Source organism: Micromonospora sp. NPDC005324 (genome assembly GCF_040607155.1).
GTDB classification, from domain to species: domain Bacteria; phylum Actinomycetota; class Actinomycetes; order Mycobacteriales; family Micromonosporaceae; genus Micromonospora; species Micromonospora trifolii.
Genome location: NZ_JBEXGE010000022.1, coordinates 61,885 through 87,021 on the forward strand (window position 1 = coordinate 61,885; position 25,137 = coordinate 87,021).

The 25,137-nt window shown below is 73.1% G+C and carries 23 protein-coding genes and 1 pseudogene; 11 read left to right on the plus strand and 13 right to left on the minus strand.

Annotated elements, in window-relative coordinates:
• The first annotated feature begins 44 nt into the window (after positions 1-44).
• On the plus strand, positions 45-890 hold the full coding sequence (locus tag ABZS40_RS22460) for a GNAT family N-acetyltransferase (RefSeq protein WP_354945278.1): 846 nt from the start codon (positions 45-47) through the stop codon (positions 888-890).
• Between the two features lie 36 nt (positions 891-926).
• On the opposite strand, the gene ABZS40_RS22465 is transcribed toward ABZS40_RS22460, so the two are convergent.
• Both ABZS40_RS22465 and lgt read right to left on the minus strand, forming a co-directional pair.
• Positions 927-2,114: an FAD-dependent monooxygenase gene (locus ABZS40_RS22465; protein ID WP_354945279.1), complete on the minus strand. Its 1,188-nt coding sequence runs from the start codon at positions 2,112-2,114 to the stop codon at positions 927-929.
• Positions 2,115-2,123: 9 nt separating this feature from the next.
• On the minus strand, positions 2,124-3,305 hold the full coding sequence (gene lgt / locus ABZS40_RS22470; protein WP_354945280.1) for a prolipoprotein diacylglyceryl transferase: 1,182 nt from the start codon (positions 3,303-3,305) through the stop codon (positions 2,124-2,126).
• Positions 3,306-3,407: 102 nt separating this feature from the next.
• On the opposite strand from lgt, the gene ABZS40_RS22475 reads away from it, so the two are divergent.
• Positions 3,408-4,031 (plus strand): NUDIX hydrolase, encoded by a 624-nt coding sequence (locus tag ABZS40_RS22475; RefSeq protein WP_354945281.1) that lies wholly within the window; start codon positions 3,408-3,410, stop codon positions 4,029-4,031.
• Positions 4,032-4,081: 50 nt separating this feature from the next.
• Here ABZS40_RS22475 and trpA read toward each other — a convergent pair whose 3' ends face one another.
• The 3 genes from trpA to trpC are packed head-to-tail and all read right to left on the minus strand — an operon-like array spanning position 4,082 to position 6,967.
• Positions 4,082-4,885: a tryptophan synthase subunit alpha gene (trpA, locus tag ABZS40_RS22480; protein ID WP_238680182.1), complete on the minus strand. Its 804-nt coding sequence runs from the start codon at positions 4,883-4,885 to the stop codon at positions 4,082-4,084.
• A gap of 1 nt (position 4,886) precedes the next feature.
• Positions 4,887-6,125 (minus strand): tryptophan synthase subunit beta, encoded by a 1,239-nt coding sequence (gene trpB, locus ABZS40_RS22485; protein WP_354945282.1) that lies wholly within the window; start codon positions 6,123-6,125, stop codon positions 4,887-4,889.
• Positions 6,126-6,163: 38 nt separating this feature from the next.
• On the minus strand, positions 6,164-6,967 hold the full coding sequence (trpC, locus tag ABZS40_RS22490; protein ID WP_030334428.1) for an indole-3-glycerol phosphate synthase TrpC: 804 nt from the start codon (positions 6,965-6,967) through the stop codon (positions 6,164-6,166).
• A gap of 487 nt (positions 6,968-7,454) precedes the next feature.
• Here trpC and ABZS40_RS22495 point away from each other — a divergent pair, with 487 nt between their 5' ends.
• Positions 7,455-7,724, plus strand: coding sequence for a hypothetical protein (locus tag ABZS40_RS22495; RefSeq protein WP_354945283.1), 270 nt, complete (start codon positions 7,455-7,457; stop codon positions 7,722-7,724).
• 43 nt (positions 7,725-7,767) lie between these two features.
• Here the strand turns inward: ABZS40_RS22495 and ABZS40_RS22500 are convergent, their stop codons facing one another.
• The 4 genes and pseudogenes from ABZS40_RS22500 to ABZS40_RS22515 form a co-directional block, all read right to left on the minus strand.
• A complete protein-coding gene (locus ABZS40_RS22500) occupies positions 7,768-8,358 on the minus strand; it encodes a Trp biosynthesis-associated membrane protein (protein ID WP_354945284.1) in 591 nt (196 codons plus the stop codon).
• Positions 8,359-8,472: 114 nt separating this feature from the next.
• Complete coding sequence (locus tag ABZS40_RS22505; RefSeq protein ID WP_354945285.1) at positions 8,473-10,026, minus strand: anthranilate synthase component I; 1,554 nt, start codon at positions 10,024-10,026, stop codon at positions 8,473-8,475.
• The gene (gene hisI / locus ABZS40_RS22510) at positions 10,023-10,457 is read right to left on the minus strand and encodes a phosphoribosyl-AMP cyclohydrolase (RefSeq protein ID WP_354945344.1); all 435 of its coding nucleotides are present in this window, start codon (positions 10,455-10,457) and stop codon (positions 10,023-10,025) included. Before hisI ends, ABZS40_RS22505 begins: the two co-directional genes overlap by 4 nt.
• 225 nt (positions 10,458-10,682) lie before the next feature.
• Positions 10,683-10,967 (minus strand): annotated as a pseudogene (locus ABZS40_RS22515) (phosphoribosyl-AMP cyclohydrolase); the annotation flags it as partial.
• 596 nt (positions 10,968-11,563) lie between these two features.
• On the opposite strand from ABZS40_RS22515, the gene ABZS40_RS22520 reads away from it, so the two are divergent.
• From ABZS40_RS22520 to ABZS40_RS22530, 3 genes are all read left to right on the plus strand, one after another.
• Positions 11,564-12,319: an ABC transporter ATP-binding protein gene (locus ABZS40_RS22520; RefSeq protein ID WP_354945286.1), complete on the plus strand. Its 756-nt coding sequence runs from the start codon at positions 11,564-11,566 to the stop codon at positions 12,317-12,319.
• Entirely contained in the window at positions 12,316-13,071 is a 756-nt protein-coding gene (locus tag ABZS40_RS22525; RefSeq protein WP_354945287.1) for an ABC transporter permease, read from the plus strand. Before ABZS40_RS22520 ends, ABZS40_RS22525 begins: the two co-directional genes overlap by 4 nt.
• Positions 13,072-13,167: 96 nt before the next feature.
• Complete coding sequence (locus ABZS40_RS22530) at positions 13,168-13,764, plus strand: TetR family transcriptional regulator (protein WP_354945288.1); 597 nt, start codon at positions 13,168-13,170, stop codon at positions 13,762-13,764.
• Between the two features lie 148 nt (positions 13,765-13,912).
• Here ABZS40_RS22530 and ABZS40_RS22535 read toward each other — a convergent pair whose 3' ends face one another.
• The 3 genes from ABZS40_RS22535 to ABZS40_RS22545 form a co-directional block, all read right to left on the minus strand.
• A complete protein-coding gene (locus ABZS40_RS22535) occupies positions 13,913-14,662 on the minus strand; it encodes a DUF2470 domain-containing protein (RefSeq protein ID WP_354945290.1) in 750 nt (249 codons plus the stop codon).
• Between the two features lie 83 nt (positions 14,663-14,745).
• The gene (locus tag ABZS40_RS22540) at positions 14,746-16,536 is read right to left on the minus strand and encodes an ABC transporter ATP-binding protein (protein WP_354945291.1); all 1,791 of its coding nucleotides are present in this window, start codon (positions 16,534-16,536) and stop codon (positions 14,746-14,748) included.
• 55 nt (positions 16,537-16,591) lie between these two features.
• On the minus strand, positions 16,592-18,475 hold the full coding sequence (locus ABZS40_RS22545; protein WP_354945293.1) for an ABC transporter ATP-binding protein: 1,884 nt from the start codon (positions 18,473-18,475) through the stop codon (positions 16,592-16,594).
• A gap of 172 nt (positions 18,476-18,647) precedes the next feature.
• Between ABZS40_RS22545 and ABZS40_RS22550 the strand changes: the two genes are divergently transcribed.
• From ABZS40_RS22550 to ABZS40_RS22560, 3 genes are all read left to right on the plus strand, one after another.
• Positions 18,648-19,277, plus strand: coding sequence for a TIGR03085 family metal-binding protein (locus ABZS40_RS22550; protein ID WP_354945295.1), 630 nt, complete (start codon positions 18,648-18,650; stop codon positions 19,275-19,277).
• 199 nt (positions 19,278-19,476) lie between these two features.
• Entirely contained in the window at positions 19,477-20,352 is an 876-nt protein-coding gene (locus ABZS40_RS22555) for a terpene synthase (protein WP_354945296.1), read from the plus strand.
• A gap of 137 nt (positions 20,353-20,489) precedes the next feature.
• Entirely contained in the window at positions 20,490-22,316 is a 1,827-nt protein-coding gene (locus ABZS40_RS22560) for a long-chain fatty acid--CoA ligase (protein ID WP_354945297.1), read from the plus strand.
• A gap of 65 nt (positions 22,317-22,381) precedes the next feature.
• On the opposite strand, the gene ABZS40_RS22565 is transcribed toward ABZS40_RS22560, so the two are convergent.
• A complete protein-coding gene (locus ABZS40_RS22565; RefSeq protein ID WP_354945298.1) occupies positions 22,382-23,836 on the minus strand; it encodes a PLP-dependent aminotransferase family protein in 1,455 nt (484 codons plus the stop codon).
• Between the two features lie 59 nt (positions 23,837-23,895).
• On the opposite strand from ABZS40_RS22565, the gene ABZS40_RS22570 reads away from it, so the two are divergent.
• Both ABZS40_RS22570 and ABZS40_RS22575 read left to right on the plus strand, forming a co-directional pair.
• A complete protein-coding gene (locus ABZS40_RS22570; RefSeq protein ID WP_354945300.1) occupies positions 23,896-24,567 on the plus strand; it encodes a hypothetical protein in 672 nt (223 codons plus the stop codon).
• Positions 24,568-24,668: 101 nt separating this feature from the next.
• Positions 24,669-25,130: a hypothetical protein gene (locus tag ABZS40_RS22575; RefSeq protein WP_091407765.1), complete on the plus strand. Its 462-nt coding sequence runs from the start codon at positions 24,669-24,671 to the stop codon at positions 25,128-25,130.
• Positions 25,131-25,137: the final 7 nt, after the last annotated feature.

The following is a 25,137-nucleotide window of genomic DNA, read 5'->3' on the forward strand; positions in this document are numbered from 1 at the left end:
GATTGATCACACCGTCCACTGGCTGGGACGTGTAGTCTCGCGCGGTGGATCCGCTACACAAGCATGTCTTCGACCGGTTGGAACGCTTCTACGACGCGGTGCCCCGCGACGTCGCCGGTGCGCAGGAGCATGGCTCCCTGGTGCTGTTCGTCCGGGAAGGCGACGGCTGGCCGTTCTACGCCCGCCCCCGTATCGACGCCACCGAGCCGCCGTCGCTGGCCGACGTGGTCTCGGTCCGCGAGCGCCAGCGGAAGCTGGGCCTGCCGGAGGCCTTCGAGTGGGTGCACGAGACGAACCCCGCGCTGCTGGCGGTGGCCCGCTCGGCGGGGCTCAGCGTGCTGGAGGCGCCGCTGATGGTGCTCGACCCGAGCGCGTTGCCCGACCCGTCGACGCTCACCGACGCGGCGGTGCGGGTGCTGGCAGCGGACTCCCCCGGCTTCGCCGCCGATGTCGCCGCCCGGCGTGCGGTGGCAGCTGTGGCATTCGCCGCCGCCGGCACCGCGCCCGGCGAGGCCGGCCCGGCCGAACGCGACGCCGCCGTCACCGAACTCGAACTGGCCGCGCTCGACGAGGAGCGCGCCCGGATCGCCGACGGACGACGGATCTCCGCGCTCGCCGGCACGCCGACCGAGGGCGCGCTGGCCAGCGGCATGGCGATGCGGGTCGACGACGTCGCGGAGGTCGCCGGGGTGGCCACCCTGCCGTCCGCCCGACGACGCGGGCTGGGCGCCGCGCTCACCGCCACCCTGGCCCGGGAACTGCTGGCGGCCGGCACCGAGCTGGTCTTCCTCTCCGCGGGCAGCGAGGAGATCGCGCGGGTCTACCTACGGGTCGGCTTCCGCCGGATCGGCACCGCCTGCATCGCCGAACCCGCCGCGCTCATCCCCTGACCCGCCCCGCCCCACTGACGTGCCCCGCGACCGAGGTCAGGTCGGTGGGCGCCACTGGGCGGCGGAGGCGACGGCGCCGGAGATCAGCCGGGAGTTGATCGTGCCGAGTGCGGCGTCCCGGGCGCGCAGCGCCAGCCGGCCCCGGGTCTGGAGCACCGCCGACATCCGCCGGGTCTGCCGGACCACCGTCGCGGCCCGGGGGCGGCGCACCCTGTCGTACGCGTGGACGGCGTCGGGCAGCCGGGCCTCCCGCAGCAGCGACGCGAGCGTGGCGGCGTCCTCGAACGCGAGGCAGGCGCCCTGCCCGAGGTGCGGCGGCATGGCGTGCGCCGCGTCGCCGAGCAGCACCACCCCACCGGGCCCGACCGGAAAGCCATACGCCTTGGGCAGCGGGCGCAGCTCGCGAACCTCCTGTTGGACCAGGTCGGCCGGGTCGGTGGCGTCGAGCAGCGCGCCGACCGGCGCGGGCCAGCCCGCGTACCAGCGGCGCAGCAGGGCGAGCTGGGTCTCCGGTGGTTCCGGGCGGGGCGCGCCGGCGGCGGTGGCCACCCAGTAGATGCCGCCCCGGCTGGACCCGCCCGAGGAGCCGCGCTCGCCCAGCGACGCGGCCACGAACCGGTAACCCGCGCCGAGAATCTCACCGGCCAGCGGCTGATCGTCGGGGAGTCGGGGTGCCTGGTACCAGGGGATGACGGCCCGCCAGGCGGCGCACCCGGAGCTGACCACCCGGGACTCGGGCGCGAGTTGGCGGCGGATGCCGCTGTCCGTGCCGTCGGCGGCCACCACCAGGTCGGCCTCGATGGTCTGCCGCCCGTCGCTGACTCCCGGCCGCTCGCCCGGCTCGACACGGACGTGGCGCACTGTCACCCCGGTCCGCAACTCGACCCGCTCGCCGAGGCCGGCGATCAGCGCGTCGTGCAGATCCTCGCGGTGCACCACCACCGGCATCCGGTCGGCCGGGATCGGCCGGGGCTGCACGAGCCAGTGCCCGTCCGGGCGACGGACCCCGCCGTCGGGCAACGGGGTGGCGATGGCGGCCAGGCCGGCGCCGAGGCCGAGTGCCTGGAGCGCGCGCACGCCGTTGGGCCAGAGCACCACTGCGGTCGGCTCGGGGCGGACCCGTTCGGCGCGTTCCAACACTGTGACCTGCCAGCCGGAACGGGCCAGCGCGCCGGCCACCGCGAGGCCACCGACCCCTGCGCCGACCACCACCGCGCTACGCATCGGTGCCGCTCAGCTGTCCCGGTCGGCGGGACGCGCGCCCGTGGCGTCGGCCCGGTCGGTGCGAGCGGCGGACGGATCGTCCGCCGGCTCGTCGTCGCTCGACCCGAGGTCGGCAGCTGCCGTGTCGTCGGACTGTTCGCCGTCATCCGGGCGGGAGTCGTCGTCGTTCGCCGGCGGTACGACGCCGGTGTCCTGCCAGGCGGCGTACTGCTCCTCGCTCACCACCCGGTAGCCCTCCGGCGCGGCGGCCCGGCTGGGGGTCTCCCGCTCGGAGAGGTCGACCTGGGACAGGTCGGACGTGGGGGGCGGGGTCGTCGTCGCCGCCGGGCCGAGCGGGATCAGGTAGTCCCGAGGGCCACGCACGCGTACGAAGTAGATGAGGGCGCCGAGGAAGACCAGGGCGGCGGTCCAGACGTTGAGCCGGACGCCGAGGATCTGGTTGGCCTCGTCGGTGCGCATCAGCTCGATCCAGAACCGGCCGACGGTGTAACCCATCACGTAGAGCGCGAACGCCCGGCCCCGGCCCAGCTTCAGCCGGCGGTCGAGGATGAGGACCAGAGCCACGACGCCGAGGTTCCACAGCGCCTCGTAGAGGAATGTCGGCTGGTAGAGACCCGGTTCGAGGATCGGCTGGCCGGCGTCGTCGCGCAGCGCGTGCCCGGGGTTGTCCGGGTCCATCCGGTGGATCTCCAGACCCCACGGCAGTGTGGTCCGGCCACCGAAGAGCTCGTTGTTGAACCAGTTGCCGATCCGACCGACGGCCTGGGCCAGCGGCAGCCCGGGGGCCAGCGCGTCGGCCACCACGCCGAACGGAATGCCGAGCTGTCGGGCCGCGATCCAGGCACCGACCGCGCCACCGGCGACGGCGCCCCAGATGCCGAGACCGCCCTCCCAGATGGCGAACGCCTTCATCGGGTCCCCGCCGGCGCCGAAGTACTTCTCCGGTGAGGTGACCACGTGGTAGATCCGGGCGCCGATGATGCCGGCGGGCACCGCCCAGACGGCGATGTCGAGCACCGCGCCGGGCGCGACGCCGCGCTGCCGCAGCCGGCGCTCCGTCACCCAGCAGGCCAGCACGATGCCGGCGATGATGCAGAGCGCGTAGGCCCGGATCGGCACCGGCCCGAGCTGCCAGACCGCGGTGCTGGGGCTGGGCAGGGCCGCCTGGGGGGAGAGCGAGGCGAGGGTCACGGGTGCACACGCTACCGCTGCACACCCCCGTAGCGGCACCCCGGGCCGCCGGAGGGCGCATCCCGGTGACTTCTGGTTTGCGCCGCCGTAGGCTCTTTGTCCATGAGCGCGCTCACCTGGGCGGTCGCCGCGGTCGTCACCGACGACACCGGTCGGGTGCTGCTCTGCCAGCAGGGTCGCGGCGCCCGCCGCTACGCGTTGCCCGGCGGACGGCTGCGCCCCGCCGAGGGCCCGGTAGGGGCGGCGCTACGGGACATCCGCGCGGAGACCGGCTGGGACATCGAGGTGATCGACCTGGTCGGGGTCTACCACCTGAGCGTCCCTCCGGGAGACGCCGCCGCCGGGCGCGCCGGGCCGCTGCCGGACGTCCTCGTGCACGTGTTCCGGGCCCGCGCGGCCGGGGTCCGACCCGCCGGCGATCCACCGCCGGGCTGCCGGTTGTCCTGGCACTCCCCCGACGCGCTGCCCGAGGTGGTCACCCCGCTCACCCGGGCCGCCGTCACCGACGCGACGGCCGGCCGCTCCGGCGTGCTCCGCGACGTCCCCTGCGTGCCCGGCACCGTCACCCCCGCGCCGCTGCCGGCCGCTCGCCCAGCCGAGGACGGCCAGCCGGCAACCGACCAGGACGCGCGGCGGCCGAGGACCGGCCACGACGGGCATCCGGGGGCGGGGCAGCCACCGGAGCAACGCGGCGAGGCGGCGGACCCGTCGTCCCTGCACCCCTGACGAGCCGCAACCGTCCCGAGGTCCGCCGCGTGGTCGCGGACAGGCCGGGCTCAGCGGGTGGGGTTACGGACACCCTCGGCGAGTTCGGCGCTGAGCGTACGCAGGGCGGCCAGCCCTTCGGCCTCGGTGGGCGCGTCGAGCACACACCTGACCAGCGCGCTGCCCACGATCACCCCGTCGGCGTAACCGGCGACGGTGCCGGCCTGCGCGCCGGTGCCCACCCCCAGGCCGACACCGATCGGCAGGTCGGTGACCGCGCGGGCCCGGGAGACCAGCGTCGGGGCGGCGTCGGAGGTACGCGCCCGGGCGCCGGTCACCCCCATCACCGCGGTCGCGTAGACGAAGCCGCGGCAGTGCTGCACAGTCATCGCCAGCCGGGCGTCGGTGGACGACGGCGAGACCAGGAACGTGCGGTCCAGCCCGTGCGCGTCCGAGGCGGCCAGCCACTCGTCGGCCTCGTCGGGGATGAGGTCCGGGGTGATCAGGCCGGTGCCGCCGGCGGAGGCGAGGTCACGGGCGAAGACGTCCACGCCGTACCGCTCGACCGGGTTCCAGTAGGTCATGGTGACCACCGGGGCGCCGGTGGCCGCCACCGCCTCGATGATGCGCATCGTGTCCGCGGTGCGTACGCCCCCGGCCAGCGCGATGTCACTGGCGCGCTGGATCACCGGCCCGTCCATGACCGGGTCGGAGTAGGGGATCTCCACCTCGATCACGTCGACGCCGGCCTCGACCATTGCGGTCATCGCGGCGATGCTGCCCTCGACGGTGGGGAAACCGGCCGGCATGCAGCCGACCAGCAGTGCCCGTCCGTCGGCGCGGGCCTTGTCGAAGGCCACCCCGATCCGGCTCATCTCACCGCTCCTTGTCGAGGATGCCGAAGTAGTCGCCGGCGGTGTGCACGTCCTTGTCGCCCCGCCCGGAGAGGTTGACCACGATGGTGGGCTCCCGGCCCAGCTCCGCGGCGAGCTTCGGGGCCAGCGCGACGGTGCCGGCGAGCGCGTGCGCGCTCTCGATCGCCGGGATGATGCCCTCGGTGCGGCAGAGCAGCTCGAACGCGGCCATCGCCTCGTCATCGGTGATCGGCAGGTAGTTCGCCCGGCCGGTGTCGTGCAGCCACGCGTGCTCGGGCCCGACGCCCGGATAGTCCAGGCCGGCGGAGATCGAGTGCGACTCCAGGGTCTGCCCGTCGGCGTCCTGAAGTACGAACGTGCGGGTGCCGTGCAGCACCCCGGCGGACCCGCCGGTGATGCTCGCCGCGTGCCGACCGGTGGCCACCCCGTCGCCGCCGGCTTCGAAGCCGTACAGCCGCACTGCCTCGTCGCCCACGAAGGCGTGGAAGATGCCGAGCGCGTTGGAGCCGCCGCCGACGCAGGCGGTGACGGCGTCCGGGAGCCCACCGGTGAGGTCCAGGCACTGCTGACGGGCCTCGTCACCGATGCCCCGCACGAAGTCGCGCACCATCGCCGGGAACGGGTGGGGGCCCGCGGCGGTGCCGATCAGGTAGTGCGTCTCGTCGACGTTGGCCACCCAGTCGCGCATCGCCTCGTTCATCGCGTCCTTGAGGGTGCGCGAACCGTTGGTGACCGGGACGACAGTGGCGCCGAGCATCCGCATCCGGGCCACGTTGAGCGCCTGCCGCTCGGTGTCGACCTGGCCCATGTAGACCACGCACTCCAGGTCGAACAGGGCGGCGGCGGTCGCCGTGGCGACACCGTGCTGGCCGGCGCCGGTCTCCGCGATCACCCGGGTCTTGCCCATCCGCTTGGTGAGCAGCGCCTGGCCGAGCACGTTGCGCACCTTGTGCGCACCCGTGTGGTTGAGGTCCTCGCGCTTGAGCAGCACCCGCGCGCCGACCTTCGCGGAGAACCGCCGGGCCTCGTAGAGCAGCGAGGGGGTCCCGGCGTAGTCGCGCAGCAGCGCGCCGAACTCGGCCCGGAAGGACTCGTCCGCCATCGCCGTACGCCACGCCCCGTCGAGCTCGTCCAGCGCGGCCACCAGGGCCTCGGGAACGAACCGACCGCCGAAGCGGCCGAAGTGGCCGGCGGAGTCGGGCTGCGGGCCGGCCACCGGGGCCAGCGCGTCGGCGCTCATCGGGAATCCTCTCGGTGGGACGTCAGACCGGCGCGGGGTCAGCGCACCGGCCGGGGCGTTGCCGGGTGGTTGCCGGCGTTGACCAACTCGGCGACCGCCTCGCGGGGGCTCTTCTGGGTGACCAGGCCCTCGCCCACGAGGACCGCGTCGGCGCCCGCGGAGGCGTACCGGATCAGGTCGTGCGGGCCACGAACGCCGGATTCGGCGATCTTGACGACGCTGCTGGGCAGGCCCGGCGCGATCCGCTCGAACACAGACCGGTCGACCTCCAGGGTACGCAGGTCACGAGCGTTGACCCCGATCACCTGCGCGCCGGCCTCCAGCGCGCGGTCGGCCTCTTCCTCGTCGTGCACCTCGACCAGAGCGGTCATGCCCAGCGACTCGATCCGCTCCAGCAGGCCCATCAGGACGTTCTGCTCGAGTGCGGCGACGATCAGCAGGACCAGGTCGGCGCCGTGCGCGCGGGCCTCGTGGATCTGATAACTGGAGACCACGAAGTCCTTACGCAGCACCGGCACGGTGACCGCGGCACGGACGGCCGCCAGGTCGTCCAGCGAACCGCCGAACCAGCGGCCCTCGGTCAGCACGCTGATCGCCCGCGCCCCACCTGCCGCGTAGTCGACCGCGAGGTCGGCCGGATCGGCGATCTCGGCCAGCCGGCCCTTGGACGGCGACGAGCGCTTCACCTCGGCGATTACGGCCACGCCGGGCTTGCGCAGCGCGGCGTACGCGTCCATGGGCGGCGGCGCAGCCGCTGCCAGTTCACGGATCCGCTCCAGCGGAACCTGCTCCTGGCGCCGGGCGACGTCTTCACGCACGCCAGCCAGAATCTCGTCGAGCACGCTTACGGACGCTGCCTGGCCGGCCTCGTCCCCCTCCGCGTGCGCATGCTCAGCAGTCACGAACGGACTCCCCTCTCCGGGCGTCATGGGCCGATGCTAGGGGCAGCCGACCGACACCGAATGCCGGGGGTATGGCGCTGCTCACGAAAAGGGCTGCGGCATAATGGCCGACTTGCCGTGAAGGGGTTGTCACGCAGCGCCACCTCCGGTATCGACCACCGTCACGCGGTATGGAGCCTGGCGGCCGCAGTCAGACCGGGCCGATCCATCGATCATGCCACCAGTTCCCCCTCCGCGCCCGACCGCAACGATGGCGGTCGATGCTGTGAGCAAGCTCAAGGCCAAACGGACGGTGCCTGGTCACGGCCGAGGCGAGACAGTTGACCGGGCGGTCACCGCGGCGAAACGTCGACCGGCGAGCATCGTCCTCGGGCAGACTCGATGGCGCGCCTGCCCCAACCGCAGCAACTCCTCGTGCGAGGTGACCATGAGCATTTCCGAGCCGCAACCGACCATCGGACTGACCACCATCTCGCGGACTGTGGCGTCGCTCGCCGTCGGCGTGGTGCACAGCGTGGAACGCGCCGTGGTGGGCGAGGGACGGATGCGGACGGCCCGGGGCAACGCCTGGGAGGCGGTCTGCGCCGACCGGGCCCGCGCCGACCAACGCGCCGAGCTGAACCGCCTGGTCGCCGAGCTGACCGCCGCCCGCGCCGTCAGTAGCCGCGCCCAGTGGGAGCGCCAGCCGGTCGGCTGACCGCCCGCCGGCCGCTGTGGCCACACGTCAGTCGGCCGCCGTGTCAGTCGCCAGTGGGGTCCTCGCCCCGGTCCATCGCGTCCCACGCCTCGGTGGTCCGCCGCCCCGCCAACGGCGTCGGCGGCCCGGCCGGGTCGCTCTGCGCCGACGCGGCCTCCCGAGCGGTCCGCGCCGGACGCTCGTACCGGGCGCCCATCGCCGGCCAGTCACCGCCACGCATCGCCGTCCACCAGCCACCCACGGCGGCCAGCAGGCCGCCGAGCAGGCAGAGCGCCGGCCACTGCCGGCTCACCGCGCCACCCACGTCGGCTACGAGCCCATAGCCGCCGCCGACCGCAACGGCCAGCCCGAGCAGGCCGAGCAACACCCCGAGCACCCGACGCAGGCGGCCCCGGGTGGCCAGCACCGCGCCACCCCCGGCCAAGGTCACCAGGGCCAACGCCGGCAGCCAGGGCAGCAGACTCGCACCGCTGCGGGTGTCACGCACCGGCGGCAGCGGCGCCGGACGTACCGTCAGCTCGACCGACCAGCTACGCGTCGCGGCCCACAGCGCCAGGCCCGCACCGGCCAGGCAGAGCAGCACGGCGTACGTCAACGCGCGCCGGCCCACGACGGACCGCTCCCCGCCACTCACGCGTCCGTCCGTTCGTTCGCGACTGCGGGGCTCCGCTTCGCTGCACTCCTCGCGCTCACCGAACTGGTCCTTCGTTCGCGACTGCGGGGCTCCGCTTCGCTGCACTCCTCGCGCTCACCGGGCGGGCCGGAGGGTTTCGGCGGCCGCGATCGCGGCCAGCACGGCCGCGGCCTTGTTGCGCGTCTCCTGGTCCTCGGCGGCCGGGTCCGAGTCGGCGACCACACCCGCCCCGGCCTGGACGTAGGCGCGACCGTCGCGGATGAGCGCGGTCCGGATGACGATCGCCATGTCCAGGTCGCCACCGAAGCCGAAGTAGCCGACGGTGCCGCCGTAGAGGCCACGACGGACCGGCTCCAACTCCTCGATGATCTCCATGGCGCGCACCTTGGGCGCCCCGGAGAGCGTGCCGGCCGGGAAGGTCGCGGCCAGCGCGTCGAAGGCGCTCTGGTCGTCACGCAGCGTGCCGGTGACTGTGGAGACGATGTGCATGACGTGGCTGTACCGCTCGATGGTGGCGAACTCGGGCACCTCCACGCTGCCGGGCTGACAGACCCGACCCAGGTCGTTGCGACCGAGGTCGACCAGCATCACGTGCTCGGCCCGTTCCTTCGGGTCGGCGAGCAGCTCGGCGGCGAGCGCGGCGTCGGCGGCGGGAGTGCCGCCCCGCGGCCGGGTGCCGGCGATCGGGTGCAACAACGCCCGTCGGCGCCCGTCGGTGGCCCCGGTGACCTTCAGGTGCGCCTCCGGGGACGAGCCGACGATGTCGAACCCGTCGAAGCGCAGCAGGTACATGTACGGGCTGGGGTTGCTGGTGCGCAGCACCCGGTAGACGTCCAGCGGATCGGCGTGGGTCGTCCGCTCGAAGCGCTGGGAGAGCACGATCTGGAAGCACTCACCGGCCCGGATCGCCTCCTTGGCCGCCTCCACCGCCTTCGGGTAGCCGCCGTCCGGCGTACGGCAGAGCACCTCGCCGGCCGGCGGACGCTCGACCGTGGAGATCATCGGCGGGATGGGCCGGGACAGCGCCGTGGTCATCGCGTCCAACCGGCCCACGGCGTGGTGGTAGGCGGCGGCGACCTGCGGGGCGCGGTCCGGGGCGTCCAACGGAGGCAGCACCGCGTTGGCGACCAGGATCGCCGAGCCGTCGTAGTGGTCGAGCACCACCAGGTCGGTGGCGAGCATCATGCCCAGCTCCGGGACGCCCAGGTCGTCCTCGGTCAGCTCGGGCAACCGCTCGAAGCGTCGGATCAGGTCGTAGCCGAGGTAGCCGACCATGCCCCCGGTCAGCGGCGGCAGACCGTCGGACGGGTCCCCGACCGGGCCGGCCAGCGCGGCCACCGTCTCCCGCAGCATCCGCACCGGGTCACCCTCGGTGCTCAGCCCGGCCGGCGGCTGGCCCAGCCAGGTCGCCACGCCGTCGCGCTCGATCAGGGTCGCGCTGCTGCGTACGCCGATGAACGAGTACCGCGACCAGGCCATGCCGGCCGAGCCGACGCCCTGCTCGGCCGATTCCAACAGGAACGTGCCCGGTCCACCGGCCAGCTTCCGGTAGACCCCGACCGGGGTCTCCGCGTCGGCCAGCAGTCGCCGGGTGACCGGCACCACCCGCCAGTCGGCGGCCAGCGCGGTGAAGGTGGCCAGGTCGGGGCTGAGGGTGCCGTCGGTCATTGGTGCGCCTCCGTCCCGGTGACGGGCAGCTCGGTGAAGAAGCAGGTCCGGTGCCCGGTGTGGCAGGCCGCGCCGACCTGGTCGACGCTCACCAGCAGCGCGTCCCCGTCGCAGTCCAGGGCGACCGACCGCACGTACTGGTGGTGCCCGGACGTGGCGCCCTTTACCCAGTATTCGCGGCGGCTGCGCGACCAGTAGGTGGCCCGACCGGTGGTGAGGGTGCGGTGCAGCGCCTCGTCGTCCATCCAGGCGACCATCAGCACCTCACCGGAGTCGTGCGCGCGCACCACCGCGGCAACGAGACCGTCGGCGGTGCGGCGCAGCTGGGCCGCGATGGCCGGGTCGAGCCGCGACGGGCGCGCCGGCACGGGCGCGGCCAGCTCGTTCGGATCGCTGGGTACGCCGGTCACCGGCGGGTCAGGTACGGGCACAGTCAACAATTCTCCCGCACGCGGCGCGGGCACCGCCGACCGCTCCCGCCAGGGCTGCGGCGGAGGCCCCGAGAGCCGGGGCTGCGACACGGGCCTGGACTGCGGCGGGGGCCCGGCCGGCCGGGCCAGCTGGGCGACGTAGCGGTCCAGCCGGCCGTCGACCAGGGCGGCGGCCAGGTCAGCGCCGGCCGTGTCGGCGATCTCCTCGGCGTACGGCCGGATCAGCGGCAGCGTGCCGGCGACCAGCCGTACGGCGGCGGCCCAGAGCTGCCCGGTGGCGCCTGGGCGCAGCCCGAGGCAGAGCAGCATGTCCGTCCGGTAGCCGGGTGGGGCCACCGGCAGTTCCAGGGCCGCCGCGAAGGCCGCCCGGCGGGAGTGGACCCGCACGGAGGGGTTGGCCGGGCGCAGCACCGAGGGGCAGAGCCGCGCCAGGTCGGCGACGGCGAGCCGGACCCCGAGGCGGTCGCTGGCCGCGCGGGCGGCAGCGGCCTTACCCAGCGTGGCGATCATTTCTTCCAGTCGGGGTGGTTCGGCGGGCTGGCAGAGCACCGGCAGGTCGATCCGGGGCCGCCAGTGCGGGTCGGCCCAGAGCAGCCGCGCCGGCGCGGTGACCGGCAGCCCGAAGGCCCAGTCGGCCGGTTCGCCGAGTCGGTGCACCCAGGACCGGACGTCCCGGGCGGCCACCGAGACGTGAGTGACCTGGCCTGCGGACTCGGCCAGGTAGGCCCGGCGGGCCGCGTACGGGGCGCCGCCGACCAACACGTCCAGGTCGACGTCGCTGTGCGCGGTGGCGGCGCGGCGGGCGTGGCTGCCGCGCAACAGGATGCCGACGACCGGCCGCTCGGCGGCCTGCCGCAACCGCGCGGCCCAATCCTCAAGAAAACCGCTATCCGGTAACGGAGCGTGACCCACCGCGCCATCGTGCCGTACGTCCGATCAGCGCGCAATGCCCGTTGGCGGACTTCGTGTCCGGTCCGGAGCCTACTGCCCGTTCTCGCGCTCCGCGCGAGGGTCGGCAGCCGGACACCGGCGCGGGCGTTGCGCCCGACGCGGTATTTCATCTAGCGTTGAGTTCAACAGATGATGAGTTTCTGTGGAGGTGCGTGATGGACGATGCGATAGCCGTCCGAGACCTGGTCGTGGACCGGGGTGGGCGGCGGGTGCTGGACGGCATCAGCTGCCGGGTCCCGCGTGGCGCGGTCACCGGGCTGCTCGGCCCCAGCGGCAGTGGCAAGACCACGTTCATGCGGGCGGTGGTCGGGGTGCAGCTGGTCAGCGGCGGGACGGTCACCGTGCTCGGTCAACCGGCGGGCACCCCCGCGCTGCGAAACCGGGTGGGCTACCTGACCCAGGCACCGAGTGTCTACGCCGACCTGACCGTCCGGGAGAACGCCCGCTACTTCGCGGCCCTGTACGGGCGTGGGCGCGTCGAGGCCGACCGGGCGATCAGCGACGTCGGGCTGGCCGAGGCCGCTGGTCAACTGGTCGGCACCCTCTCCGGCGGTCAACGCAGCCGAGCCTCGCTGGCGTGCGCCCTGGTCGGGGAGCCGGAACTGGTCATCCTCGACGAGCCGACAGTCGGCCAGGACCCGGTTCTGCGGGCCGACCTGTGGGCCCGGTTCCACGCGATGGCCGCCGCCGGCACCACCCTGCTGGTGTCCAGCCACGTGATGGACGAGGCGGCGCGCTGCGACCAACTGCTGTTGATCCGCCAGGGTCGGTTGATCGCCGACGACAGCCCGGCCGCGATCCGCGCCGCCGCCGGCGTGGACGACCTCGACGAGGCGTTCCTGCGGCTCATCCGGGCCGGCGAGACCGCCGCCACCAGCACCGACGCGACAGCCGCACGGGAGACAGCATGAACCCGCGAATCCTCGCCGCCACCACCGGCCGCATCCTGCGTCAGCTCCGGCACGACCGGCGGACCATCGCGCTCCTCGTGGTGGTGCCGGCCGTCCTGCTCACCCTGGTCTACTTCATGTACGCCGACCAGCCGACCCCGCCCGGCCAGCCGACCACCTTCGACCGGATCGCGCTGGTGATGCTCGGCATCTTCCCCTTCGTGATCATGTTTCTGGTGACCAGCATCGCCATGCTGCGGGAACGCACCTCGGGCACGCTGGAGCGGCTGCTCACCACACCGCTGGGCAAGCTCGACCTGCTCTTCGGGTACGGCATCGCGTTCGGGCTGGCCGCCGCCGTGCAGGCCGCCGTCGCCGCCGCGGTGGCGTACTGGGTCTTCGATCTGGAGACCGCCGGCAGCATCGGGCTGGTGCTCGGGATCGCCGTGCTCGACGCCGTGCTCGGCGTCGCCCTGGGGCTGCTGTGCAGTGCCTTCGCGCGCACCGAGTTCCAGGCAGTACAGTTCCTGCCAGTCGTGGTGGTCCCCCAGTTGCTGCTCTGCGGGCTGTTCGTGGCCCGCGACCAGATGGCCGGCTGGCTCCAGGCGCTCAGTGACGCCTTCCCCCTGTCGTACGCCATCGAGGCGTTGCAGGAGGTCGGCGCCCACGCCGAACCGACCGGTCGGATGTGGCGCGACGTCGCCGTGGTGTTCGGCGCGGTGGTGCTGGCGCTGGTGCTCGCGGCGGCCACCCTGCGCCGACGCAGCGGCTGACCGCAAGCGCCGGGGGCGGCGGCCGGCGCGGCAGCCGACCCCGGCGTGGGCCGGGCCGGCCCACGACGGGCCGAGGCGGACGAACGAAGGGCGGCGATGACGCGGCGGACCGGCAGGCGACCCGGCAACCCGGGCACCCGGGAGGCGATTCTCGACGCGGCGCGGACGGCGTTCGCCGAACGTGGCTACGACGCCGCCTCCATCCGGGGCATCGCCGGTACGGCGCAGGTCGACCCGGCGCTGGTGCACCACTACTTCGGCAGCAAGGACCAGCTCTTCCTGGCCGCGATGAACTTTCCGGTCGACCCCGGTCAACTGGTGCCGAGGGTGCTCGCCGGCGACCGGGACGGCGTCGGTGAGCGGATGGTGCGCATCTTTCTCGGCGTCTGGGACTCCCCTGCCGGCAGCGCCGCGCAGGCACTGCTGCGATCCGCGGTGAGCAACGAGTGGACCGCTCGACTGCTGCGTGAGTTCGTCACCACCCAGGTGCTGCGCCGGGTGCTGGAGAACCTCGACGTCGATCCGGCCGAGCTACCACTGCGGGGCTCCCTGGTGGCCACCCAGATGATCGGCCTGGCCATGATGCGGCACGTGGTGCGCCTTGAGCCGGTCGCCTCGGCGGACCCGGAAACCCTGGTGGCCGCGATCGGCCCCACGATCCAGCGCTACCTCACCGGCCCGCTGCCCAGCTGACCCGACAGCGCCCCGGACCCCCTCGCGGATCCCGGACACCCCTCCGCGATCTTGCACTTTCTGCCCCGGCGAAAGGGATACACCACGCACATCGACGACCGAAAGTGCAAGATCGGCGCAGGGGTGGGGCGGCGCGGGGCTGGGCCGGTCAGCGCGGGGGGCGGGCGTCGGCGGTGAGTCGGAGCGGCGGTAGCAGGCGGGGCAGCTCGGCCGGGTCGGCCACCGGACCCGGGAAGGCCAGCCGGACCCGACGCCGGGCACCGGGTTGGCCGAGGGCCACCACCAGCCCGTAGCGGTCGATGCGCACCACCCGGGGCGGCCCGTCCGGGGTCTGATCGGTCAAACCGAGCTGCCGACGCAGGTACTCCGTCACCTGAGCGCCGTGGCACTCGGCGAGGTCGGCGAGCAGGCGGGCCTCGACCGGGTGCACCGGGTCCGGCTCGGCCTCGGCGTACTCCACCGGGTCGATCCGCTGCACGACGCCGGCCCGCTCCCAGCGGACCTCGACCACCTCGAAGCGGAACAGCCGGAACCGGGTGCCCAGGTCGAGCAGGTCGCCGGTCGGCTCCACAGTGGCGAACTCGACCGCCGCGTCGCGGGCCTCGTCGCCGCGCAGCTCGGCCGCCCAGCCGGACACCCAGGCGCGGCCCAGGCCGGGCGCGCCGGCGGCGGGCGGCAGATCGAGCACGTCGAGCACCACCGCCACGTCGCTGCCCCCGGCGGCCGGTTGCAGGGCGGCGGCCAGGTGGCTAGCCACCGGCACCAGCAGCAGCACCCGCCCGTCCGAGTCGGTGACATGCCGAGCATGGTGCGGGCCCGGCCGGTGGGCCAGGTGCACGAGGCCGGGCAGGCGGCCGGCGACGAGGGTACGGACGATCTCGGCGGAGTTGGGCCGCATGGGCGCGACCTCCTTCAGAGGTTAGGCTTACCTAACCCGGAGCCTAGAGCACCCGCCCGTCGGCGTCCACCACACCGCGCACCTCAGCGGGTCTGCTCCAACCAGGAGGCGTAGAGCAGGCCGTACACCGAGTCGGCGTCGCGGACCAGCTCGTCGTGCGGGCCGCGCTGCACCACCCGACCCCGGTCCACCACGATCACCTCGTCGGCGGCCTGCGCCGTGGAGAGCCGGTGCGCGATGGCCAGGGTGGTCCGACCACGGGTGACCGCGTCCAACGTGCGTTGCAACCGCACCTCCGTCGCCGGGTCCACAGCGCTGGTCGCCTCGTCGAGCACCAGCAGGTCCGGGTCGGCCACGTACGCGCGGGCCAACGCGACAAGCTGGCGCTCCCCGACGCTGAGCGCCTCGCCGCGCTCCCCGACCGGGGTGTCCAGGCCCGCCGGCAGGCCCTGCAGCCAGTCCGACAGGCCCAGCTCGGTGAAGGCGGCGCTCAACTGCTCGTCGGTCAGCTCCGGCCGGGCGAACCGGACATTGTCCCCCACCGTCGCGTCGAAGAGGAACCCGTCCTGCGGCACCATCACCACGCGGGAGCGCAGCGAGTCGAAGCGGACGTCGGTCAGCGGCACCCCGGACAGCAGCACCGCCCCGGCCGACGGGTCCATCAGCCGGGTCAGCAACTTGGCGAAGGTGGTCTTGCCGCTGCCGGTCTCACCGACCACCGCCACCCGGCTCTTCGCCGGAATCTCCAGGTCGATGTCGTGCAGTACCGGCGGACCACCCGGATAGGCGAACCGCACACCGGAGAACCGGATGTCCAGTGGCCCGCCCGGCAGCTCCCGCCCCTGCTCCCCCGGGTCGGCCACGTCCGGGGCGACGTCCAGGACGTCCAGCACCCGACGCCAGCCGGCGATCGCGTTCTGCGCCTCGTTGAGCACCTCGGTGGCGATCTGCACCGGCTGGATGAAGAGCGTCACCAGGAAGAGGAACGCGGTCAGCTGGCCGATCGACAGCGTGCCGTCCACCCCTAGCAGCACGCCGAGCACCACCACGCCGGCCAGCGCCAGCCCCGCCGCCAACTCCCCGACGGAACTGCCCACGATGCTGATCCGGATCGCCCTCTGCTGCGCCAACCGCTGCCTGTCGATCGCCTCGTCCAGCCGCCGCTCGGTGCGCCCGGCGATCCCGTACGCCCGGATCACCGGCGCGCCCACCACGCTCTCGCCGATCGCGCCGAGCAACGTCCCGGTGTGTTGGCGCACCGTCGCGTACGCCGTGCCGAGGCGGCGTTGCAACTGCCGGATGACGAACACCGCCGGCGCGAACGCCGCCAACACCACAAGTGTCAACTGCCAGGAGTACGCCAGCATGACGGCGGTCGTGACCACCAGCTGACCGAGGTTGACCAGCAGGATCACCCCGCCCCACTGGAGGAACTGGGTGATCTGGTCGACGTCGCTGGTGACCCGCGAGACCAGCGAACCGCGCCGCTCCGACTGCTGGTGCAACATCGACAGGTCGTGCACGTGGCGGAACGCCCGCGTCCGGACGTTGGCCAGCGCCGTCTCGCTGACCGTGAACAGCCGGCGCATCATCAGGTAGCCGCAGATCGTGGTGACCGTCAGGATCGCCGTGGTGATCGCCACCACCGTCCAGACCACGTTCAGATTCAGACCACCGACGAGGCCCCGGTCGATGCCCTGCTGCACGGCGACCGGCACGGCGACCCGACCGACCATGTAGACCAACGCCAGGGCCAACGTGCCGGCCAGACCGATCCGTAGCTCCGGCGAGAGCGCCAGGCCACGACGCAGGGTCTGCCAGGTCGTCTCCTGCCGGACCTCCTGCTCGTCACTCGTCTCCGTAGTCGCGCTCACCGGTCCCGCCCTTCGTTCGCGGCTGCGGGGCTCCGCTGCGCTGCACTCCTCGCGCTCACCGGTCCACCTCGATTTCCAGGCCCGACGGCAGCGGCGCCACGTCGTCGCCGTACGAACTCTCCTGCGCCCGCTCCACCTCGGCCTGCTCGTAGGCGGTGACCAGGTCGACGTAGCCGGGCACGGTGGCCAACAACTCGCTGTGGGTGCCCCGGGCGACCACCCGTCCCTGCTCCACGTAGATGACCTCGTCGGCGAGCGCGATGGTGGCCCGGCGGTACGCCACCACAAGGATCGACGCGGCCGGAACTCCCGCCTGCGTTGTCGACGACCGCAGCCCCGCCAGGATGGCCGCCTCCACTCGAGGATCGACAGCGCTGGTCGCGTCGTCGAGCACCAGCAGGCGCGGTCGACCGGCCAACGCGCGAGCCAGGGTGAGCCGCTGGCGCTGACCGCCGGAGAGCGAGGTGCCCCGCTCGCCGACCATGGTGTCCAGACCGTCGGGCAGCGCGGCGACGAAACCGTCCGCCTCGGCCAGCCGCAGCGCCGCCCAGACCACCTCGTCGTCGACGCCGGGCCGGTCGAGGGCGATGTTGGCGCGGACCGTGTCGTCGAAGATGAAGGGCACCTGGGCGACCAGGGCCACAGTGCCGGCCAGCGACGCCGAGGTCAGCTCGCGCACGTCCACGCCGTCCAGGCTCACCGTGCCGGAGTCCGGGTCGACGAGGCGCACCGCCAGCGAGGCGATGGTGGACTTGCCGGCGCCGGTCGGCCCCACCAGGGCCACCGTCCGACCGGACGGCACAGTGAAGCCGACCTCGCCGAGGACCTGCGCGCCGGGCGGGTGCGCTTCGGCCGGCGGGTAGGAGTAGTGCACGTCGGCGAAGGTGAGGGTGGCCGGGCCGGCGTCGGCCGGGTCGAGCACCCGCTGCCCGTACGGCATCTCGCCGGTGGCGTCGAGCACCCGGCGCACCCGGTCCCAGCCGGCGACGCTGCGCGGCAGCTCGGCCAGCACCCAACCGATGGCCCGCACCGGGAACGCCAGCACTGTGAAGAGGAAGGCCACGCTGACCAGCTCGGTCACGCTGATCGCGCCCTGGCGCAGCCGGAACGCCCCGACCACCAGTACGGCGAGGGTGCCGAGGCTGGGCAGCGTCTCCAGCAGCGGGTCGAAGATGCCGCGCAGCCGACCGACCGCGATCAGCGAGTCGCGCAGCTCACCGGCGCGGCCCGCGAACCGGGCCGTCTCCTGGGCCTCGCGGCCCATGGTCTTGACCACCAGGGCCCCGTCGAAGCTCTCGTGGGCGATCCCGCTGACCTCGGCGCGAAGGCGCTGCGCCCGGGCCTGCCGAGGGGCCATCCGGCGGGAGTAGACGACGTTGAGCGCGAACAGCGCGGGGAAGACCGCGAGCCCGACCAGGGCGAGCGCCCAGTCGGTGGCGAAGAGCGACACGATCGCGCCGACCAGCATCACCAACGTGCCGACGGCGAACGGCAGCGGCGCGATCGGGTACCAGGCCGCCTCCACGTCCGAGTTGGCGTTGGACAGCAGGGTGCCGGTGGAGTTGCGGTGGTGCCAGGACAGCGGCAGCTCCAGGTACCGACGGGTCACCCTGCGGCGGTAGGAGGCCTGGAGGCGGTACTGCATGTAGCCGGCGCCGAGCCGGCGGCCGAAGATGCCCGCCACCCGCAGCACGCTGATCCCGAACAACGCCGCCGCGGCCAGCGCCAGGGTGCCGGCGCCCACCTCGCCGCGTTCGATGGCCGGGAGCGCCACCTCACCGATGACCGAGCCGACCACCCGCGCGCTGACAATGATCATCCCGCCGAAGAGCACGCTGCCGACGACCGCCACCGAGAAGATCCTCGGCTGCTCACGGATCGCCTGCCGCAGGACCCCCAGCCCTCGACTGAGAACGTCCCGACTTGTCTTGCTCGCCACGCTCTCCCCCGCCGTAAGCCGCAATTATCTCCCTCATCCTTACCGGTCGGGGCCAGTGCCGCCGACCCTGACTGGATATGTCGACCATCACGTACCGGACGGCGGCGTGCCGCGAGCGCCGACCCGCGTCCGCTGTCGCGCGCCGACGGGCCACCGGGCCTACGATCGGGCCATGCCGCGGTACGCCCGAGCCGAGCGCGAGGCGCTGGCCGATCTTCTCCTGGCCCTCGGGCCGGACGCCCCGACCATCAACGAGGGCTGGGCGACCCGTGACCTCGCCGCGCATCTGGTGCTGCGGGAGCGCCGTCCGGACGCGGCGGGTGGGATCGTGCTGCCGCCGCTGCGCGGCTACGCCGAGCGGGTCCGTCGGCGACTCGCCGCACAGCCCTACCCCGAACTGGTGGCACAGGTGCGCCGACCGCCGCTGTGGAGCCCGGTCAGCAACCCGCTGACCGACGAGTTGGCCAACACGATGGAGTTCTTCATCCACCACGAGGACGTCCGGCGGGCCGGCTCCGGGTGGCAGCCGCGCGACCTGTCCACCGGCCTGCAGAGCGCCCTCTGGAAACGCGCGACCCCGATGGCCCGGCTGGCACTGCGTCGCTTTCCAGCGGACCTCTACGTGCAGGCGCCCGGCCACGGTGAGATTTCCCTCGGTCGCGGTGGTGAGCCACTGCGCCTGGTCGGCGCCCCGGCCGAGCTGGTGCTGTTCTTCTCCGGCCGGCAACGGGTGGCCCGGGTCCAACTGAACGGCTCGACGGAGGCGGCTCGGCGGCTCCGCGCCGCCAACCTGGGCATGTGACTATGTGTGCGTAAACAGTCACCAAACGACTGTGGAATTTCCCACACCCAGCGAAACACGCTGATACCTCCTCCCGTACGCTTCACCGCGCCGCTCCGCGCCGGGCGGTACGAAGTGGGGGCGCACTGTGCGGGACTTCGCGATTTCGGCGCTGCGGGAACCCCCGTTTCCCACGGGACGCCACGGGGCCACGGACCAGGTGGCGAGTGAGAGCATCGAGTGGGCGCGTGCGTTCGGGCTGGTCGATTCCAGTCAACGTGTGCACCGCCTGGAACGGGCCGACGCCGCCGGACTGGCCGGCCGCGCCTGTCCGGACGGCTCTGTGGAGGGCCTGCGGCTGCTCACAGACCTGATCAGCTGGCTCTTCGTCATGGACGACGCCTGCGACGAGGACGGCCTCGGCGCCGACCCGGTCCGACTGGGCCCGGCGATCAGCACCCTGCTCGACGTGCTGGATCGCTGTGGTGACCCGTACGTCGTACCGCCCGCCGTCGGGCCACTGGGCGACGCGTTGCACGACCTCTGCCGCCGGACCCGGCTGCACGATCACGCCGGTTTGCTGCTGCGGTTCGTCAGCCAGATGCGCGAGTACCTGTTGGCGCTGCTCTGGGAGGCGGGCAACCGGGAACGTCGGCGCGTACCCGAGGTGGCGGAGTACGTGCAGCTGCGCCGGCACATCGGCGGCGTGCACCCCTGCCTCACGCTGACCGACCTGGCGTCGACCCGGCCCTCCGGGCCAGCCCAGCGCGCACACCCGGGGCTGGTCGCCCTGGACCTGCTGGCGGTGGACCTGGTCTGCTGGTGCAACGACCTCTTCTCCTACGGCAAGGAGAGCCAGGTCGACCCGGACGCGCACAACCTGGTCACGGTGATCGCCCAGGACAGCGACGCGGACGAGGTGACAGCGCTCCGGAGTGCGGCACACCGGTTCAACGAGGGTTTGGCGACGTATCTGGACGCGGAGGACGCGCTGCGCACCGCCGGCGACGACGCGATCCGCGACGCCCTGGCTGCCCGGCGCAACTGGGTCCGGGCCACCTACGACTGGTCAGTGGTGGCTGCCCGGTACGCCTGATCGGCCGTACCGGTTGGTGGGATGGGCCGGCCGGACGATCACCAGGGCTAGCCGATGCACGGCGGCAGGCAATACTCTTCGGTAACCATCATGACGTGACGACCGTCACGCCACCACCCCCGAAGGCGGCTACAGCGATGGCTCTCGATGTACCGTACCGCTCCATCCCGGACATGTTCCTCAAGCGCGTGGCGGCCACCCCCGACCGGCACGCGTTCGCGTCCCCGAACCCCGACGACTCGGGGCCCATCTGGCTGACCTGGGCGCAGGTCGGTCAGCGCGCCAAGGCAGTCGCCGCCGGTCTGCACGGACTGGGCGTCGGCCAGGAGGACCCGGTCGCGATCCTCGCCAACACCCGGCTGGAGTGGGTGATCGCCGACCTCGGCATCATGTGCGCCGGCGGCGCGACCACCACCGTCTACCCGACCACCGAGCCGGCCGACGCGACGTACATCATCGCCGACTCCGGGTCGACTGTGCTGTTCGCGGAGAACCCGGCCCAGGCGGCGAAGATCGCCGGGGCTACACTGCCCGCGCTCACCCACGTGGTGCTCCTCGACGGCGCCGTCGACCCGAACGCCGCGATCCCGCAGTTGACGCTCGCCGACCTGGAGGAGCGCGGCACCCAGGCGCTGGCCGCCGAGCCGGAGCTGATCGACATGCTGGTGGCCGGCATCGGCCCGGACCACCTGGCCACCCTGATCTACACCTCCGGCACCACCGGCCAACCCAAGGGCGTCGAGCTGTTGCACGGCGGCTGGTGCTGGGAGGCCGTGGCGCAGGCGGAGGTCGGGCTGCTGCGCGACGACGACCTTCAGTACCTGTGGCTGCCGCTGGCCCACTCGTTCGGCAAGACCCTGCTCTGCGGGGCCATCCACGTCGGCCTGCCCACCTACGTCGACGGGCGGGTGGACAAGCTGGTCGAGCTTCTCTCGGTCATCCGTCCGACGCTGATGTGCGGCGCTCCCCGGGTGTTCGAGAAGGTCTACAACAAGGCCGTCACCACCGCGCAGGGCGCCGGTGGCGCGAAGGCGAAGATCTTCGGCTGGGCCGTCGGCGTCGGCAAGGAGAAGGTCGCCCTGGAGCAGGCCGGCAAGCCGGTGCCGGCCGTGCTGAAGCTGCGCTACGGGCTGGCCGAGAAGCTGGTGTTCAGCAAGCTCCAGGCCCGCCTGGGCGGCCGGATGCGGGTGCTGGTGTCCGGCGCCGCGCCGCTCAGCCCGGAGATCGCCACCTTCTTCGCCGCCGCGAACCTGCCGATCTCCGAGGGCTACGGCCTGACCGAGACCAGCGCTGGCAACTTCGTCAACCCCCCGGCCGGGCTGCGGATCGGCACCGTGGGCCGGGCGATGGGCGACCTGGAGTGCAAGATCGACACCGACGGGGAGATCCTGGTGCGGGGTCGGCCGGTGATGCGCGGCTACCACAACCTGCCGGAGGAGACCGCCGCCTCGTTCACCGAGGACGGCTTCTTCCGTACCGGTGACATCGGCACCCTCGACGAGCAGGGCTACCTCCGCATCACCGACCGCAAGAAGGACCTGGTCAAGACCTCGGGCGGCAAGTACATCGCGCCGTCGCACATCGAGGGGATGTTCAAGGCCATCTGCCCGTACACCTCGCAGGCGGTCGTCGTCGGTCAGGCCCGCAACTTCTGCACGATGCTTGTCACCCTGGACCCGGACGCGATCCAGGGCTGGGTCGCCGGCGGCCCCCTCGAAGGGCGCAGCTACACCGAGATCGTCGCGTCGGCTGAGGCCCAGACGATGGTCGAGGAGTACGTCGCCCAGCTCAACGCCAAGCTCAACCGCTGGGAGACGATCAAGAAGGTGGCCATCCTGCCGCGCGATCTGACGATCGAGGACGGCGAGATCACCCCGTCGTTGAAGATCAAGCGGCGTGGGGTGGAGAGCAACTTCTCCGCCGAGATCGACAAGATGTACGCCGGCACCCTCGCCGAGCTCTGACGCGTCGCCGGTGGCCCCGCACCCGCTCGGGTGCGGGGCCACCGGCGTTCGTGGCAGCAGGGCGTTCAGGCGATGACGGCCGGCTCGCGCCACCGCTGGCGGCCGGCCCGGTCCAGGTCGTAGCGGATCGCCGCGATCCGTCCGACGGCCTCCACGAGGTCCGCCGCGGGCAGGGTGAAGGGCAGCCGCAGGAAGCGCTCCAGGGTGCCGTCCAGCCCGAACCGGGGGCCGGGGGCCAGCCGTACGCCGACCTCCTCCGCGGCCCGGGCCAGCGCGCTCGAGACCGGGCCGTCCAACTCGGCCCAGAGCGTCACGCCACCCCGTGGCACTGTGACCCGCCACTCCGGCAGTTGGCGCGCCAGCGCGCCGAGCAGGGCGTCCCGCTGGACGGCCAACTGGACGCGGCGGTCGGCGACGATGGCCTCGGCGTCGGCGAGCAGGTGCACCGCGACGAGTTGGTCCAGCACCGGGCTGGCCATGTCGACCCCGACCCGCACGGCGGCCAGCCGCTGCACCTGCGGCGCGGACGCGCGTATCCAGCCGATCCGCAGGCCACCCCAGTAGGGCTTGCTCATCCCGCCGATGCTGACCACCCGGCTGTGCCGGTCGTAGGTGGCGACCGGGGGTGGCACCTCGGTGCCGTCCATCGACAGGTCCACGAAGGACTCGTCGATGATCAGGTCGGTGCCGGCCGCGTGCGCGGCGGCCACCACGCGCTCGCGCAGCCAGGCGGGCATCAGGTGCCCCGTCGGGTTCTGGAACTCCGGAATCAGGTAGGCTAGCTTGGGCCGGGTCTGTCGGAGACTGCCCAGCAGGAGGTCGGGCTCCCAGCCGCCGTCGCCGGCCAGACCGTGGGTGGTGATCCGGGCCCGCCGGCCGGCCAGCGCGGCGAGGGCGTTGGGGTAGGTCGGGGACTCGACCAGCACGGTGCCGCCCGGGGCCAGGGCGAGCCGCAGCACCAGATCCAGTGCGTGCTGGGTGCCGCTGGTGACCATGATCTGGTCGGCCGAGGTGGGCAGACCCCGGGCGGTGTACGCGTCGGCCACCGCCTCGCGCAGCTCGATGATGCCGGTCGGGTGGTAACCGGCCCCGCTCAGGTAGCGGGGCAGGTCCTCGGTGGCGGCCCGCGCGGCCGACAGCAGTTGCGGCGGGGCGGCCAGCGCCGCGACGCCGAGGTCGAGCATCTCCCGGTCGTCCAGCGGGGTCCACAGGCCGGTGCTGGCCACCCGGTGGTTGCCGGGCAGCATCGTCCAGCTGCCGGCGCCCCGCCGGCTGGCCAGGTGCCCGGTCTCGCGCAGCTGCCGGTAGGCGGCGGTGACAGTGGTCCGGCTGATCCGCAGCGCCTCGGCCAGCTCCCGTTCCGCCGGGAGGCGGACGCCCAGCGGCAGCCGGCCGTCGGCGAGCAGCCCGCGCACCGAGCCGGCCAGCGCGGCGTAGTCGGGGCTGCGGCGGCGGCCCGGCAGGGCATGCCACTGCCCGAGCAGACGGGCCAATTGGACGCCGCGCACCTGCCCAGTCATAGCCACTCCTCGGATATTGGCTTCTTCCTCGATGAGGATTGGCACCTAGGGTGGCATGCATGGCACTGCTTGGCAATCTGCGGCACCGGCCGGTTCGACGGCTGGTCCAGCTCTACCTCGGGCTCACTGTCTACGGCGTCAGTATGGCCCTGATGATCCGCTCCAACCTGGGCCTGGACCCGTGGGACGTGTTCCACCAGGGGCTATCCGAGCTGACCGGGCTCTCCTTCGGCACCGTCACCATCGGCGTCGGCGCGCTGGTCCTGCTGCTCTGGATCCCGCTGCGGCAGCGGCCCGGCCTCGGCACTGTCAGCAACGTCGTGGTGATCGGCCTGGTCGTGGACGCCACAGTGGCTCTGCTGCCCGCGGGTGGCCCGCTCAGCGTCCGGATCCCGATGCTGGTCACCGGGATCGTCGCCAACGGCGCCGCCACCGCTCTCTACCTCGGCGCCCGGTTGGGGCCCGGCCCCCGCGACGGTCTGATGACCGGGTACGTGGCCCGCCGGCCCGGCCGGTCGATCCGGCTGGTGCGCACCGTCATCGAGGTCGCCGTGCTGGCCCTGGGCGCTCTGCTCGGCGGCACGGTCGGCGTGGGCACCGTCGCGTACGCGCTGGCCATCGGTCCGTTGGCCCAGTTCTTCATCCCGCTGTTCGCCGTGCCGGAGGGCACCGCGCCGGACAGCGCCGCACCCCCGCCGGGTAGCGCCGCGCCGGCCACCCCCGCCGGCTGAACCCTCACCGACCGTCCGCGAACCGGTACGTCGCGGTGGTGCCACGTACCGGTTCGAGGGTGGGTGTTCCCTTCCGCGACGCGCGCCGTCATCATCTCTGCATGGGGGAGAACGGTTGGCGCTGGAACGACGCCTGGATCTTCGTGTCGCTCGTCATCGCGAGCGGGGCCGGACGGCACCGTCGGTCGGCGACAAGCCGGCGGCCGGAGGGCGTCCGCCTGACCGACGTGCTCTCCACCGCCGACCACCTCAACCACGCGATTCCGCAGCGACACGAGGTCGAGGCCGCGGTCCAGCGGCTGGTCGGCGCCGGGCTGGTCAGCGTCGCCGACGGCTGGTTCCGGATCACCGCCGAGGGTGAGCAACTGTGGCGTACCCGCCCGCGCGCGGGTGTGGCGACCATGGTGGACACCGTGCAGGGTGTGTTGACCCGCCGGCACGCGCCCGGCAGCGCGGACTGGATCCTGGACGAGGCCGACCACGCGGCTGCCGTCCAGGAGTACGCGGTCCGTTCGATCCCCACCCCGCGTCGGTCACCGGAGGGGCACTCCGGTGAGCGCTGACCTCTGT